This is a genomic window from Lysinibacillus sp. BNK-21 (assembly GCF_048684915.1).
GTDB classification, from domain to species: domain Bacteria; phylum Bacillota; class Bacilli; order Bacillales_A; family Planococcaceae; genus Lysinibacillus; species Lysinibacillus capsici.
On sequence record NZ_JBLQTS010000001.1, the window covers coordinates 3,837,341 to 3,852,807 of the forward strand.

General features: G+C 35.7%; 10 protein-coding genes. 5 read left to right on the forward strand and 5 right to left on the reverse strand.

The window, feature by feature from the left end:
• Window positions 1-75: 75 nt before the first annotated feature.
• Window positions 76-1,395 (forward strand): branched-chain amino acid transport system II carrier protein, encoded by a 1,320-nt coding sequence (brnQ, locus tag ACMGGO_RS19465; RefSeq protein ID WP_048392094.1) that lies wholly within the window; start codon window positions 76-78, stop codon window positions 1,393-1,395.
• Window positions 1,396-1,576: 181 nt separating this feature from the next.
• Window positions 1,577-2,944, forward strand: a complete 1,368-nt coding sequence (locus ACMGGO_RS19470) for a S41 family peptidase (protein ID WP_387255081.1) — start codon at window positions 1,577-1,579, stop codon at window positions 2,942-2,944.
• A 38-nt stretch (window positions 2,945-2,982) separates the two neighbouring features.
• On the opposite strand, the gene ACMGGO_RS19475 is transcribed toward ACMGGO_RS19470, so the two are convergent.
• Window positions 2,983-3,582, reverse strand: coding sequence for a TetR/AcrR family transcriptional regulator (locus ACMGGO_RS19475; protein ID WP_103117447.1), 600 nt, complete (start codon window positions 3,580-3,582; stop codon window positions 2,983-2,985).
• 566 nt (window positions 3,583-4,148) lie between these two features.
• On the opposite strand from ACMGGO_RS19475, the gene ACMGGO_RS19480 reads away from it, so the two are divergent.
• Complete coding sequence (locus ACMGGO_RS19480; protein ID WP_036074906.1) at window positions 4,149-5,123, forward strand: proline dehydrogenase family protein; 975 nt, start codon at window positions 4,149-4,151, stop codon at window positions 5,121-5,123.
• A 103-nt stretch (window positions 5,124-5,226) separates the two neighbouring features.
• On the opposite strand, the gene ACMGGO_RS19485 is transcribed toward ACMGGO_RS19480, so the two are convergent.
• Window positions 5,227-6,564, reverse strand: coding sequence for a helix-turn-helix domain-containing protein (locus ACMGGO_RS19485; RefSeq protein WP_048395890.1), 1,338 nt, complete (start codon window positions 6,562-6,564; stop codon window positions 5,227-5,229).
• 179 nt (window positions 6,565-6,743) lie between these two features.
• On the opposite strand from ACMGGO_RS19485, the gene pruA reads away from it, so the two are divergent.
• Entirely contained in the window at window positions 6,744-8,288 is a 1,545-nt protein-coding gene (gene pruA / locus ACMGGO_RS19490; RefSeq protein ID WP_066036915.1) for an L-glutamate gamma-semialdehyde dehydrogenase, read from the forward strand.
• Between the two features lie 274 nt (window positions 8,289-8,562).
• Window positions 8,563-10,530 carry an S-layer homology domain-containing protein gene (locus ACMGGO_RS19495; protein WP_312123827.1) on the forward strand — a complete coding sequence of 656 codons (1,968 nt, stop codon included), beginning with the start codon at window positions 8,563-8,565 and terminating at the stop codon, window positions 10,528-10,530.
• Window positions 10,531-10,932: 402 nt separating this feature from the next.
• Here ACMGGO_RS19495 and ACMGGO_RS19500 read toward each other — a convergent pair whose 3' ends face one another.
• From ACMGGO_RS19500 to ACMGGO_RS19510, 3 genes are all read right to left on the reverse strand, one after another.
• Window positions 10,933-12,855, reverse strand: a complete 1,923-nt coding sequence (locus ACMGGO_RS19500) for an N-acetylmuramoyl-L-alanine amidase (protein ID WP_259949546.1) — start codon at window positions 12,853-12,855, stop codon at window positions 10,933-10,935.
• 233 nt (window positions 12,856-13,088) lie between these two features.
• On the reverse strand, window positions 13,089-14,000 hold the full coding sequence (locus ACMGGO_RS19505) for a C40 family peptidase (RefSeq protein WP_009371892.1): 912 nt from the start codon (window positions 13,998-14,000) through the stop codon (window positions 13,089-13,091).
• Window positions 14,001-14,221: 221 nt separating this feature from the next.
• A complete protein-coding gene (locus tag ACMGGO_RS19510) occupies window positions 14,222-15,289 on the reverse strand; it encodes an S-layer homology domain-containing protein (RefSeq protein ID WP_420282142.1) in 1,068 nt (355 codons plus the stop codon).
• Between the last annotated feature and the right edge of the window lie 178 nt (window positions 15,290-15,467).

The following is a 15,467-nucleotide window of genomic DNA, read 5'->3' on the forward strand; positions in this document are numbered from 1 at the left end:
ATGATAACATACACTTCTGTATTTAAAATTTTTAGAAAGTTTTAGCTTTTCAATCTTAAAGGAGTTATTATACTTATGAAAAACATCTTGCATTTCATCAAAGGAAATTTAGCAGTAGGATTACTACTATTTGCCTTGTTCTTGGGTGCTGGTAATATTATTTTCCCACCATTATTAGGCCAACAAGCAGGTGAAAACATCACTGTAGCCATGATTGGTTTCCTTATAACAGGTGTTGGTCTTCCACTATTAGCGATTGTTGCTGTTGCCAAAGCAGGAGGCGATTTACAACTGCTTGCTAACCGTGTTAGTCCTGCTTTTGGGGTGATTTTCACCTCCATTGTCTACTTAGCAATTGGACCGTTCTTTGCTGTACCACGTACTGGATCTGTGTCCTATGAAATAGGCATTGCGCCATTTCTCTCTGAAGCGATGAGGGATCATTGGGCGCCACTTTTTATCACATCTATCTTGTTTTTCACGTTAATTCTATATTTATCTATTAACCCTTCGAAGCTCGTCGATCGAGTAGGTAAAATTTTAACACCTGCCCTGCTTTTTGTTATTTTATTGCTTGCTGTTAAAAGTTTTATCTCTCCTATGGGAGAACCAGGAGAAGCCGTAGGAAACTATAAAGTGTCACCATTAGCTGAAGGCTTTGTACAAGGTTACTTAACGATGGACGTTCTAAGTGCTCTTGTTTTTGGTATCGTCATTTTACAAGCCTTGCGTGATATGGGTATGAAAGATACAAGAAAACAAGTAAAAACAACCATTTTTGCGGGGGTCGTTGCTGCAATAGGTTTATCCTTTGTCTATATCTCTCTAGGGCATATTGGTAATACAAGTATCAATGCAATCGGTATTTCTGATAATGGCGGAAATATTATTGCAAAATCAGCTGAGGTGCTCTTTGGAAGCCTTGGAAGTATTATTTTGTCTGCGACTATTTTACTAGCTTGTATATCCACAGCTGTTGGTTTATTGACTGCTAATGCACAATTTTTCCATAAGCTATTCCCTCAAATTTCATATAAAACGTTTTTAGTTGTCTTCACTATTTTTAGTACAGCTATTACAAATGTGGGACTTTCAACAATAATTAGTGCATCACTACCTGTACTATTAATCATTTATCCTTTAGCTATGGTATTGATGGTCTTGTCACTAGCTGATCATTTCTTTAAAGGTGGACAAATTGTTTATATTTTAGCGCTCGTTCCAACTTTCCTTGTCAGTCTATATGATGGCTTAAAACAAATGAAAGTTGAAATTACACCTTATGAAACTATCCTGAAAGCATTGCCAATGTATGAGCAAAATTTAGGATGGCTTTTACCAGCTATTGTTGGCGCATCAATTGGTTTTATTATTCATAAATTGATAAAAAAATAATTTACAAGAATCTACTTGCCCATAGCGACAAGTAGATTCTTTTTCTACCTCATATAAGTCCACCACTATAGCGATGGCTTCATGTATAATAAAAATTAGATACTCAATTGCATAATGTAACCATCCATTTAATACCTAATAATGATACATTCTATTTTGAGTTCTAGAAAAGAGGTGTCCAATGAAAAAGTTAATATGGTCATTCGTATTTGTTCTAAGCTTCTTCCTTCTCCCTTTTACAACTACTCACGCTGCTGAAAATGATCAACAGCTTATTAAGGAAATTAAGGAGATTGTGAAAGATACTTACGTTGGAACAATTAATGGAAATTTAGAGAAGGCTACATCCATCTCAGAAATCATGAGTATGCTTGATCCTTACTCAACCTACTTCACTAAGCAAGAATTTGAAAATTATATGAATAGCATCAACCTATCTACTATAGGTATAGGTGTGGTGATTGAAGAACACGAAGATGGAATTCATATTTTACAAGTAATCGAAGGCAGTGGTGCTTTTGAGGCTGGTGTTCAGGCTGGAGATATCATCATTGGGGTTAATGGTGAATCCATTATCGGGCGTTCTACTCAAGAGGCCTCTTCCCTTTTAATCGGTAATGAAGGGACTAAGGTGGAAGTTACATTAAAGAATAGTGACAGTTCAAAAACTACCAAAACTATTACACGTAAAAAATTCACATTACCAAATGTACAAGCTGACATGCTATTTGGAAATGTGGGCTATATTTCGTTGGCTTCCTTTTCAGAGGATGGTGCACAGCTTGTTAAAAATGCGCTGATAGACTTAAAAAAACGTGGTGCAACATCGTTCATCTTAGATTTACAAAATAATGGTGGAGGTTATGTGACAACAGCTGAAGAACTAACAGGATTATTCCAATCTGCTAAAGTTGCGTATTTATTAGAAGAAGCACATAACTCTTATACCATCCCAGCAGTTCAACAAGATACAAAGTTTCCTAAAGATACCCGTATTCTTGTAAACCGCTATAGTGCCAGTGCTTCTGAAATGCTTTCCGCATCATTGAAAGACCAGAAAGCTGCTATTTTATACGGAGAAACAACCTATGGGAAAGGCGCTATGCAAGGCTTTTACACATTACAGGATGGTAGCTATTTAAAGCTTACAGTTGGTAAATTTACAGGTCCTGCAGGTCATACTATTCATGAAGTAGGCGTTAAGCCAAATGTTCAAACCACAACAGCACCTATTTTCCAGGCACATTATGATGCATTGAAGGAGAAATATCCTAAATATAAACAACTTTCCACGGTAAAAAATATTGCTGATACACAAAAATTTACAGTAAAAATTCCTGCTGGGCTTACTTCTCAAATTGCTAAAAGCAACATTCAACTGGCTGCTTTAGGAGCTAAGGAAGTACCCGTAGCAGTTAAAATTGAAGGTCGTACATTAACTGTTACACCTAAGAGTGCTTTATCACCAAATCAGGAATATATGCTACTTATTCACCCGAAGAGCAAAGATCAAAAAGGCTACTATCAGCATATAAGAATAAGCAATTAAAAAAACTGTCATCGATAATAAGTATCGATGGCAGTTTTTTATATCACTTCTTTGGTTTTCCAAAAATATAATTGTACAATATCATTTGCAAGTTCTGCAGGTAACCTTTTTTCTTCTAATAAATTCGTAATGATGAGTCTTTCTATTGAGCCTACTAAACTATCTATCATGATTTTTATATCCACACTATACAGTTGTAGATCTTTGTCACAATCATGCAGATAAATAAGGTGGATCAATTGCTGTGTCATTTGGTTTTTCACCAAATGTGCTTGCTTGGATTCAATAAAACCTATTTTTGTTAATTCAGGATTTTCAATTATGTATACGAACAAGTTCAATAACTTTTGCTCTAAGAGCGTGATAAAACCCTGTAATCCATATTCAATAATGTCAGTTGACTTACTATTCATTACTGCCAAGAATCCGCTTTGAAATTGCGCATTCAAATCGTTATAAAGGGCATCCTTGCTTTTAAAATAGAGATAAAAAGTAGGCTGAGTTACATTGGCAGCCTTTACAATGTCACTAATTTTTGTGTGATGATAACCTTTATCAGAAAATAGCTCTATCGCTTTTTCAAGTAATAGTTGTTTACTTTGTTCGCCATTTGAATTAAATTTTCTGCCTCTTGCCATACTTTCCACCTTATCTTAGTTTAGAGTAGTCATATTCCCTTTTGTATTGCTTATATAGACACACTATTCTAAATCAAAAGTAACTACAAATTCACAAAACGTACATAATTTAATCTTGATTATATACCATTTTATTATAATACACCCTGTTTTTTTTTACTATAAACTACTATTAATATGATATTTAAATTGAAAAATGAAAAAGCGGATATCTAAGAATCACTTCTAAGAATACCCACTAATAAATTATATTAAAATATAAATAATTCTGAAATACTATCATGCCATTTCAAGTAAATCACTCTCGAAAAGTCCAATATTATACATATTCGCAAATTTAGACATATACTAATTAACATAAAGCAAATCTTTTATTTTGAAAAGTCCTTTTTTTTTGAAAAAATTTTTTAATTTAAATTTTTATCATGAAAAAGTCAATGACTGCAATAGTTTTATCTCACTAACTGGCTTCGAAAAAATTTTTTCTGAAAATCAAACCATTTTACTTTTCAAAAAAAGTGTTATAATCGCCAAGAATTTAAAATTTTCATTTTTGGAGGCATATGATGGTATTACGTGACTTTTTCATTTACTTATCAGAGAACAAATTATTAAACAGCGCTGCACAAAAATATGGTTTAAAAATGGGTGCTCAAAGTGTTGTTGCTGGCACAAGTTTACCAGAAGTTGTGCAATCGATTAAAGAATTAAACAAGGCCAATATTTCTTGTACAGTCGATAATCTAGGCGAGTTCGTCTACGAAAAATCAGAGGCAACTGCTGCCAAAAATAACATTTTAGCTGTTGTACAAGCTATTCATGATGAACAGCTTGATGCACACATCTCTCTTAAACCTTCACAATTAGGTTTAGATATTGATTACGCATTTTGCTATGAAAACTTAAAAGAAATCGTAGCTCTTGCACATCAATATAATATTTTCGTGAATTTCGATATGGAAAACTACGAGCGTTTACATAGCTCTTTTGAATTATTAGAGGAATTACACAAAGAGTATGATAACGTAGGGACAGTTATTCAAGCTTACTTCTTCGAATCAGAGGAAAATATTGAGAAATATAAAAACTTCCGCTTACGTATTGTAAAAGGTGCTTATAAAGAACCTGAAAATGTGGCTTATCAATCTAAAACTGATATTGACCATAATTACTTAAAACTAATTGAATATCATTTGCTACATGGTAAATTTACTTCGATTGCGACACACGATCATAATGTGATCAACCATGTAAAACAATTTGTGAAACAACATAATATTCCAAATGAAAAATTCGAATTCCAAATGCTATATGGTTTCCGTAAAGAAATGCAGCTAGACCTTGCTCGTGAAGGTTATAATTTCTGCACATACCTACCATTCGGTAATGACTGGTACGGTTACTTTATGCGTCGTTTAGCTGAGCGTCCACAAAATGTTGCACTTGTGACAAAACAAGTGTTTAACAAAAAAACGAACATGGCAATTGGCTTAGGAGCAGCTGCATTTGCGCTTGGTCGCCTTTCGAAAAAAGGAAAATAATTATACAAGCTTGAAGCTATCCATCAGTTTTGTGTTTTTATCCTTCAGTTAGATCGTTCTATCCTTCACTTTCGGGAAACTATCCAAAAAAGCGAAAACATTGTTAATCAATGTTTTCGCTTTTTTTATTGAGCTTATAGTTTTTAACTCGATACTGTAAACTTTGTCGCCGAATCCCTAACGCAGCAGCCGTTTTGGAGATATTGCCTTGATGAAAGTCCAATGCCTTCGAAATATAGTACTCCTCTACCTCTTTCATATAGACATCTAATGGTCGAATATCCTGTTGATTTTTAATGACAAACAAGTCACTCGTAGAAACCTCTTTTTCCGTCTCCTCACAAGAGCTTTGGATTTTCCATTTGAAATGCACTGGCAGCATATGTGATTCAACTATCGTTTCATTGGTGATCAACGAGGTTATTTCATCCAGCAGGACTTCTAATTCCTTTAAATTTCCTGGCCAATCATATTTTAAAAAGGTATCTCGTACTTCTTCTGAAAGCCCGTGAATAGATGAGCCAAAGCTATCACGATGTCTTTTGAAATAATCATCGATAAAGGGCATAATATCTTCTTTTCTTTCTCGTAAAGGAGGTACATAAATCGTAATACCTGAAAAAAGTCTGTAAAGCTTTTTGGATAGCTCATGCTTTTGAATCAAATCAATTGGATCTTTGCCAACACTAGCAATTAAAACATGCTGATGATTAGGATGATTATTAAAAAGTTCAACAATCTTTTCCTGTGCTTCTAAAGATAAATATTCAATGCGCTCAGCAAAGAAGGTTATTTTCTCCTTTTCCACAATATATTTTTCAAATTGCTTTAATACCGTTTTCTCATCTCGACGGCAAATTAAAGCAATAAACATATCATTTTGTACCTTTAGATCATGATGTATTCCCTCTGCAACCATATCAATCCCAGTACCTGATTCCCCTATTAACACAACAGGCATTCTACTTAGTGCCACAATTTTTGCTTTTTCAATGACATCCTTCATGACTGGTGATACAGCCGTGATGATGTCAAATGTCAATGGAGCGCCATACCTTCTCAATGGCTGATACATCATGTATTCAAGCTGTGTAATATCTCGGGCAAATTCCACAGCGCCTATTAAAGAGCCTTCATAGTGCAACGGATAAATATTGCTTATGTAGGTCACTTCTTGATTTTTTTTATTCCAATACGTTTTTTTTATATTGTGCACTGGCGTTTCAGAGCTGAGGACCTTATAAATATCGCTTTTTTCGATTTCAAAATCAATAATCTCTAAGGCTCGCCTCTCCTCAAATTCATCCTCATTAACGCCTTCTAATTCTCTCATTTTTTTATTGTATATAAGCAATTTGCCCTCTGTGTCTACAACGCAAATTCCCATATCGCCTTTTTCAATGACGTATTTATAAATACTTAGTAGTACATTGTTATCCATTTTGTCCTCCTGTAGTCCATTAAGCTTATTCTAACACCAATATGAAAAGCAGATGCAAAAATTAAAAAAGTTTTAAAATTTGAGTTGATTAATGCCAAATTATATTGCATTATATAATTAACACAATCTTAAAAGGTGCATAATCATTTGGCACTACTTATACCTGGGAGGAAACTGACATGATTCCATACAAACACGAACCATTCACAGATTTTTCACAAGAGGCAAACTACAATGCTTATGTAGAGGCTTTAAATAAAGTTGAAGGTTACTTAGGTCAAGACTACCCACTAATTATTGGTGGCGAGCGCATTACAACAGAAGATAAAATCGTTTCGTACAATCCTGCAAAGAAAACAGAAGTCATTGGTCGCGTTTCGAAAGCAAGCAAAGATTTAGCTGAAAAAGCGATGCAAGCGGCAGATGAAACATTCAAAACATGGAAAAAAGTTGATCCAGCCATTCGTGCGGACGTTCTTTTCAAAGCGGCAGCAATCGTTCGTCGTCGTAAACATGAATTCTCAGCTTTATTAACAAAAGAAGCCGGGAAACCATGGGCAGAGGCTGATGCAGATACAGCGGAAGCAATCGACTTCATGGAATACTATGGTCGCCAAATGCTACGCATTAAAAACGGTCAGCCAGTCGAAAGCCGTCCAGGTGAATATAATCGTTATGACTACATTCCATTAGGAATCGGTATTGTCATTTCTCCTTGGAACTTCCCATTTGCAATCATGGCTGGGACAACAGTAGCTGCTTTAGTAACAGGGAACACAGTGTTATTAAAACCAGCTTCTACAACGCCAGTTGTAGCGTATAAATTTATCGAAGTATTAGAAGAAGCTGGTCTTCCAGCAGGTGCAGTGAACTTCGTACCAGGTTCTGGTGCTGAAGTAGGTGACTACTTAGTCGATCATCCAAAAACACGCTTCATCAGCTTCACAGGTTCACGTGATGTTGGCTTACGTATCAACCAACGTGCATCTGTATTAAACGAAGGCCAAATTTGGATTAAACGTGTCATCGCTGAAATGGGCGGTAAAGATACAATCGTAGTGGATAAAGAAGCAGATTTAGAATTAGCTGCACAATCCATCGTGAAATCAGCATTTGGTTTCTCAGGTCAAAAATGTTCAGCATGTTCTCGTGCTGTCATCGTAGAAGATGTATATGAGCAAGTGGTAAATCGCGTAGAAGAGTTAACAAACGCTTTAACAGTGGGTGACCCAACTGATTACAGCAACTTCATGGCAACAGTAATTGACCAAGCAGCATTCAATAAAATTACAGAGTACATCGAAATCGGTAAAGGCGAAGGTCGTTTAGTAGCTGGTGGTACAGCAGACGATTCAGTCGGCTACTTCGTACAACCAACTGTATTCGCGGACGTAGATCCTTCTGCTCGTATTATGAAGGAAGAAATCTTCGGACCAGTGGTAGCCATTGCAAAAGCAAAAGATTTCGACCATGCGATTGAAATTGCAAACGATACAGAATACGGTTTAACAGGCGCTGTTATCACAACAAATCGTATGAACCTAGAAAAAGCACGTGAAGAATTCCATGTAGGAAACCTTTACTTCAACCGTGGCTGTACAGGTGCTATCGTAGGTTACCAACCATTTGGTGGCTTCAACATGTCAGGGACAGATTCAAAAGCAGGTGGCCCAGACTACCTACAGCTGCATATGCAAGCAAAAACAACTTCAGAAATGCTTTAATTTTTACTTCAATAAAATGCCGTACATTGTTTCTTAGTAAGCAATGTACGGCATTATTTTTTTGGGTAACACAAATGACATATATAATAGAAGAAACTCATGTGAATTTCGGTTCACTTTCCTTCCCCTATTTAAAACTAACTTTCACATCAAATTATAAAAGCATACTTATTGCCTATAAAACGCTGGTATATTTTATGGCATTTCTAACATTTGACCCTTATCTTGATTGTGTAACTTTGTTAAAATGATATCAGTTTAGGAGGGTAAAACTATGAAAAAACTATCAATTTTTATGTTGCTCTTGATGCTTGTTAGTCTAGTCATTTGGCAGCCTCAATCTGTCTATGCAGACGAGCTATCAGGACATATGCATGAAAGTGGTCTACGCTATTTAATTCAGAAAGATGCATTACTAAAGGATGCAAATGGAAGCTATCGTCCAAATGCTACGGTTACACGCGGTGAATTCGCCACATACATAGCAAAAGCATTAAATTTGGACACAAAGAACGAGATAACGTTTACAGATGTGTCAGACACATATTTATTTGCAAATGAAATTAAGCTTGCCGCAACTGCTGGAATTATTACTGGTTATACGGATGGCTCATTTAAGCCAGATGACCGTATTTCAAGAGAGCATATGGCAGTGATGCTAATCAGAGCAGTTGATTATTTAAAAATACCAAAAGGTACTTCTTCTATTACCTTCAAAGACAATACAACTATTTTTAAAGATTTCCGTGAGGATGTTGCAATCGGTGCACAATTAGGACTTATTAAAGGAAGCTCCAATGGCATGTTTTTACCAAGAGACAATGCCACAATTGGTGAGGCATCGACATTTATTCTACGATTAATACTTCTTGCTGATCAGCTTGACGCTGGTAAAAATGAAAACAATGGTAACTCCGAAAATAACGGTAATACTAATAATGGGAACAACAATAATACTGGTAATAACGGTAATACTACTGCATATATCGTCAAAGAAGTTTCCAATGGTAACTTGGTAGACAAACAAACCTTTACTAGCTTTGAAGCAGCTGAAAAGGCGATGACGACTAGTTCCTTAGTGATTACTCAAAATAATAAAATTATTAAAATGACTTCAGGTTATGTTGTAACGAATAATTATGTTGCTCTAAATTCTGAAACGATTAAGGATCAAATCGCAGTTGCGGGTAATACAGAAATGGAGTATCTAGGTAGTGATGCCACACAAGTAAAAGTACGCTTAGCTGGTCATACTGGCTATTTAAAGCAGGCTGACGTTACCTTAATTCCTTCTGCTTTAGTGAAAGGCCGTTCTTATTACACAAATGAGTACGGTGAAATAAAACATACTTTATATGATTATAAAACTAATAAATATTCTGCTAGTTACGTGTATGGCAAGGCACCTAGCTTTATGAAGCAGGGTGAGAAATACTTTAGCTGGGATGGCATCAACTTTACCAATGCTGATGGTTCTTCAAAGGGAGAAGCCTATAACTACTATCAGTTCTTACCAGCTCGTGCAGCAACTCAATATACAGCAGATGAACTAGATCAATATATTGTGGGAAAATTAGCAGAGGTTGAAAGCTCAGGTGCTTCGATTTATAAAAATGCCACAACTAAAAGTAAACTACTTGGTTTAGGCTCTGTATTAAAAGAAGTGGAAGCCAATTCTCATATCAATGCTATGCTAATTTTATCCTTAGCACAGCATGAGAGTGCCTATGGTATGAGTGATCACGCTCAAAATCTAAACAATCTATTTGGCTTATATGTCTATGATACAAATCCACTAAACAAGAAGTTTGATAGTGTGGAAGCCAATATTAATGAGCTAGTTGAAAAATTCCTTCAGCCAAATTATATTACGCCAGGTGGACGTTATACAAATGGCGCAGTTGTTGGTTCTAAGGCTATCGGCTTCAACGTAAAATACGCTTCAGATCCATTCTGGGGGGCAAAAATTGCAGGACATTACTATCGTGCAGAAAAAGCTTTAGGCTTTAAAGATGCAAATAATCCCTATAAAATCGCTCTCACAACAACTGCTGGACTAAATGTTCGTGCAGATGCATCAACAAGTCAAAGTCCACTTTTCACATTTAGTAAAAGTAATATGCCTGTCATCGTTACAGATACAAGCTCAAATGGTTGGTATCAAATTGTTTCAGATAAACTAAACACTGAACTTGGATATATAAGTAAGGATTATATTAAATTCATCAATACCGTGAAATAACGTAAATGGCTGTCTCTTAATAAATGAGACAGCCATTTACTGTTGTTGAAAAAAGATAAAGTCACTAGCAAAAAAGGCCTTTTCTTAAGGCAGGAGGTGGATTTCCGTTCCGCCAGCGATCTTTCCAGGGGACGTCCGATGAGCAGCTTCACTTACTTACGTTCGCTCCAGGGTCTCCTCTGTGACGCTAGCTCCACTCCAATCACCTATGTGCAAAAGTGTCTTTTCCTTATCTTTCATACTAGCCAGCCGTAGCAATCAAACTAGCCCATTATTTGTATGATTAGAAAAATTTTATAGCCATTTTTATCAATTAGTTTGTCTTTTTCTTATGTGGGTATATAGAGAATAAGAAAAACGATCCTAAAGGCTAGTACACCTTTGGAATCGTCTCTTAATCAATTATTGTTTTTTATAATATTGCAAAATACCATTATAAATAGATTCTGCAAATAATTTAACGTATTGATCATTTGTCATTTTACTGTTATCCTCTGCATTCGTTAAGAAACCAAGTTCTACTAGAATAGAAGGGATCACCATATTACGAATAACGTAGTATTGCTCTTGCTTGACACCACGATTTTTCATATTTAAATTGTTGACAATTTGATTATTAACATATGTCGCTAAATCAATGTCTTCCTGATACATATCTCCTGTAGATATTGCATAATATGTTTCAGTACCAGACGCTGACGTATTAGCAGCAGAGTTGACATGAACACTTACAAAAATTTCACCATAGTTTGCTTGAGTAAAGTCTACGCGATCTTGTAAGGATGGATACGTATCACCAGTACGTGTCATATAAACTTTTGCACCAGCATTCTCTAGTAATTGTTTCACTTGTGTGCTGACTTTTAATGTAATGTTCTTTTCAGAAGCAGAGCCCTTTACTGTACCTGGATCTTTACCACCATGACCTGGGTCTAGGATGATAATACGATTTTGTAAAGGTTTAGCTGTTTGATTTAATAGTTTCAAATAAGACTTGTGAACATAGCCTGATTGGCCATTATAGGTGATTTCTGCCCAGTAACCATTGATGTTATTAACTTGGACATACTCTCCTTTATTCAGCTTAAATAACACGGCTGATGTAGAGTTACTTTGACTGCGAACATTTAAATTAGCTACCGTTACTCTTCCTAGCACATCACCAGAAGCTGGTGGTGTTGGATCTGGATTTGGATTAGGATTTGGCTTTTCTTCCTCCACAATATCCGTAGTGCTATTCGCTACAATATAACCTGGTAAACCATTTACTTGTGTTAAGTAGTAGCCACCAGTTGTTTTGTAAACGGGAAGCTTTTCGTTCGCTTTAATCGATGAAATTACTTTTGCTGAAGATGTAGGCTTCACATATAAATTGACAGCATTTTTTGTCGTTACTTCTTTTTCGACTGTTCCTAACGCATTACCATCTGCATCTACAAATTCTGCATATTGCTTATAGATGTAGGCATATGCGCCTTTATAAGTAACCTTTAGCCAATTACTTTCAACAGCGTAGACTGATAATTTACCGCCTGTATTGACTTTGCCTACAATGTTCGTGCTTGAAGTAGAATCTTTTGTCTTACGGATGTTTAACCCATCTGTAGTGACCTTCACTAAGCCAATGACTTGTGATGTATCTGGAACTTGTACACCTTTTACAGGGAGCTCTAATCGATATTTTTCACTGTTTGCACGTGCAACGAATAATGAAAATTGAGAACGTGTTACAGTGCTATTTGGTAAATACGTATTACCTGTTCCGTTGGTAATGCCATTATAATAGATTGTATTGATGTATTTCACATATTCATGTGTGATTCCTACATCAGTAAAAGGTGAGTCGATCCCCTCATACTCACTAGTATCTAAATTAAAAGCCTTTGTTAATACATAACTCATTTCTCCACGAGTTAGAGGCTTATTTGGTAAGAATTGACCTTTTATATTTTTGTCGAAAAATCCTAGCTGTACAGCACGTTCTATATAACCTGACATTTCAGTGCCGACTGTAACATCTGAAAAGCTAGATTTATTTACAACTAATGGTTTATTACCAGAGGCAACAACAACCATTTTAGCTGCTTGTCCTCTTGTAACACTATTATTTGGGCCAAAGACTCTCTTACCATTCACAAAGTAACCTTGAATTACCCCCAAATTTACTAAATAATTGATTTCTTCATAGGCTGGGTGATTTTTAGTAACATCTTCAAATGTTATATTTGAATTGTTAGCTGCACTGACACTTGCACTATGTATCGTAAACATAGAAGCCGAAATGAATAAGACGCACAAGATAAGACTAATTTTTTTGATGTTCAATGTCTTATTTCCTCCCTTCTTGTTCTCTTAACGTGTCCATTTTAACAAAATTAGCTAAATAAAGCATCATACAATAGAACTGTTAAAATTTAATTTTCCAATTCACATCCTTTCCTACAAAATTATCATAAAAATAGAAGAGTCTGCTATTGCAAACCCTTCTTCCATTATACGCTATTCAAAAGATCATTTCTTGCAATCTATGACACAATTAAAGTGTTAACTTTATGAACTTATTGTTGAATTCTTTCAATAAATACTTTTAATTGTTCGATTTTTAGTAATTCATCAGAACCGAAGCTACCGTCTCCGTCACCATTTGTAATGCCATTTGACGCTAGAGTAGAAACATATTCATTAGCCCAGCTCTTTTGAGGCACATCACTAAAAGCTACACTTCCACCATTATTTTCAAGACCAAATGCTAGCACTAATACTTTAGCAATTTGTGCACGTGTAATTGGTGAAGACGGGTTGAATTTACCATTTGCATCGCCTTCAAAGATACCTAATTTTGCTACAGCTGCAATAGCACCTGCATGAGCATATGTAGGTTTTACATCTACGAAACTAGTAGTAGTATCAGATGTATCTAAGTTTAAAGCTTTTGCAATTTGTACTGCTACCTCTGCACGAGAAGCATATACGGAAAAGTCAATAGCTGCTTGTTTTACTTCAGCTTGTTGTTGAGCATCAAATGTTGCTACACGTTTAGCACCTACATAACGATCGCCCCAATAATATGGGTCATTAACATTTGAATAGCTTACACCTTGACCAGTTTGAGAGTGGATCATTTTACCATCACCTATGTATATCCCCACATGTGAAATACCACTACCACTTGTATTGAAAAATACTAAATCGCCAACTTGAAGATCACTCTTGGCAACTGCAGTACCTTGTTGATATTGAGATCCTGACGTACGGTTTAATTGAATGCCTAAGTCTGAAAATACTTTAGAAGTAAAGCCAGAGCAATCAAAACCGCTTGTTGTTGTACCGCCGTATTTATATGGAACACCTAAATATTTAGAAGCTGTATCAGTTAAATCTGCTTTAGACGCTGCTTCAGCAGTATTAATATTAGTAGTTGAAAATAACATAAATGATGCAAAAATCGGTAATAACCATTTCTTATTCATACTTTTGTTATACCCCTCTCAAAACTTTTTTGCCTATACATAGACTATCACAAAAGAGGCGAATGTTATTTTTCAATTGTGTAACGGTTTTAGACAGCAAAAAAACGCTGTAATACCAGCGTTTGGTGGTATTTCCAGCGTTAAAAAGGGGATTTTTTTATCGTAATTTGGAACTTTCGTAACATTTCTGTAATATTAGCGATTCTTTGTTACACAACAACTTATTGACTAGAGAACATTTGGACCCAATAGTAATTTCCTTTGCTATCCTGTGCTATTGCAACACCTATGTTCGTATAGTGCTCTTTTAAAATATTATCTCGATGGCTAGGTGAAGCCATCCATGCCTTAACAGCAATTTCAGGTGTTTTAATATTTCTAGCAATATTCTCTCCAAAACTTGTATAGTTGTAATCAAATAATGTCGCTAAATCCCAAGGTGCCCCATAATATGGGGAAACGTGTTCAAAATAATGGCGATTTACCATGTCCTGTGCTTTGATAATTGCAATTTGTGTCAGTTTCGAATCATAAGCAACAGGTTCTAGCTTATTCTTCTGTCTTTCAACATTTATTAATTCAATCACCTTTTTAGACCACTCAGAAGAAAGGTTTACAGTTGGGATATAATCCTTTGCTAGATAGTCATAGGCTACTTCCAATGCCTTAATTTTTTGTTGAAAAATCATGCTTCGCTCAACAAAAACAGCAAACTGTGCACGTGTTACCAATTGGTCAGGAGCAAAATGCTTAGCATCCACTCCACCAATAATGCCGATATCTGCTAAGGATTCAATATAGTCTTTTGCCCAATGCGTACGCGTAATATCCGCAAACTGGCTATTATTTTTGCCATCTACTTTAATTTGGTAAGCTAGTGCTAGCATTTTTGCCACCTGCATACGCTTTAAAGGCTCTTCTGGCTGAAAGGCATCACTTTTTTGAATAACTCCCAGTTTAACAAGCTGGCAAATTTCCTTGTAATATGGATGTGTTGTAGGAACATCCTTGAATTTTACAGGGTTCTCAATGTCAATGTTTGTTTGAAGAGAGCGAGCAAGGGCAGCAGCAGCCTCTGCCCTTGTAATAGCTTGCTCTGGCTTAAAAGTGTTGTCGTTGTATGTAGTCATATATTGTTTTGTGAGCATATGTTGAATCGAGGCATTTGCCCAGTATGAATTTGTCACATCTACTACCTTAGCAGACGCTGCTTCTACTTGACTAAAACTAGTTAAACTTCCTACGGTTGCAGCTATTGAAAGTACCATTATACTCAATAATTTTTTCAACAGGGCGACCTCCTCACGTTGGCAAAATGAAAATGTATGAAATGGTACCTCCCAGTCAAAGCGACCATTTATACTATAAGATACGAATTTCAGATGATATAGTTTCACTTTTTTGGAAATTAATATTAGGATTCATTTTTTCTTACTTATAAAAGGAGTTTTCCCGTTATATTGATTG